The organism is Clostridium estertheticum, from assembly GCF_018861295.1.
In the GTDB taxonomy this organism is placed as follows: Bacteria; Bacillota; Clostridia; order Clostridiales; family Clostridiaceae; genus Clostridium_AD; species Clostridium_AD estertheticum_D.
This window is the reverse complement of the sequence record NZ_JAHLDM010000092.1, coordinates 1-884: the sequence shown is the minus strand read 5'-3', so window position 1 is coordinate 884 and position 884 is coordinate 1. Positions and strand designations below refer to the sequence as shown.

The 884-nt window shown below is 30.8% G+C and carries 1 pseudogene; it reads right to left on the bottom strand.

Features of this window, described 5'->3' with window-relative positions:
* Positions 1-116 precede the first annotated feature (116 nt).
* Positions 117-884 (bottom strand): annotated as a pseudogene (locus tag KPL54_RS25805) (phage tail protein); the annotation flags it as partial.

The following is an 884-nucleotide window of genomic DNA, read 5'->3' as shown; positions in this document are numbered from 1 at the left end:
AGGAAATCATTAATCCATCTATTAGCTACATACTTTTCATAAAATTCTGCTAAGAGTTCCTCTTTATTTTCTTGTATTATCACGCTTGCTTGTACACCTCCTCATTTGACATGTACCTATTCAATCTTAACCTTTCCACCACTCATAGTTACATTATCTTGTATGTTAATTTTTGCTCCACCTTGAGTTAAATCTACCCCATTACCACCTTGAATCGATATCTTACCGCCACCGGTTATTTCTATATCTTCTTTAGCATCCAAAACTATTTTTTTATCACTATTAATTTCTATTCCACCATCATCTGTTAATCTCATCAGTAAATTTCCATTTCCTATAATTTCTACAGCACCTGGTTTCATTACCACTTGTTTTCCGTACTTTGTTCCTATACTTTTCACTGCTGGATCACTACGCTTCTCACTATCACTTGATTTAAGATTTGCTGAGCTTATTGCATATGCATTTTTTTCTTCATTGTCTGGAAAATATAGTCTTATTACATCTCCAACCTCTGGCATACAATACCATCCTGTACCATCTGGTGATGAATAAACCGTTGAATATGAAAACCATCTTGCTTTACCTATATCTTGATTTCCATCTATTTCTAAATTAATTTTAACCGTGTCATTTTTTGTATCTAAAACATTTCCTTTAAGAGAAATTCCTACTACCTTGTTATTGTAATCTCTACGTACTTTTATACCCTTATTATCCCTTAATATATATTTGTTAGAAATCATACCATCTAGAAGTTCCATTTCTGAACTGTATATATATAAATTTTTACCTTTAAAGTTTACTAAATTGTATAAATACATTACTTTATACGTTATTACCTCATAACTTATTAAATTGATCTCGTTTAAACCATTAATTCC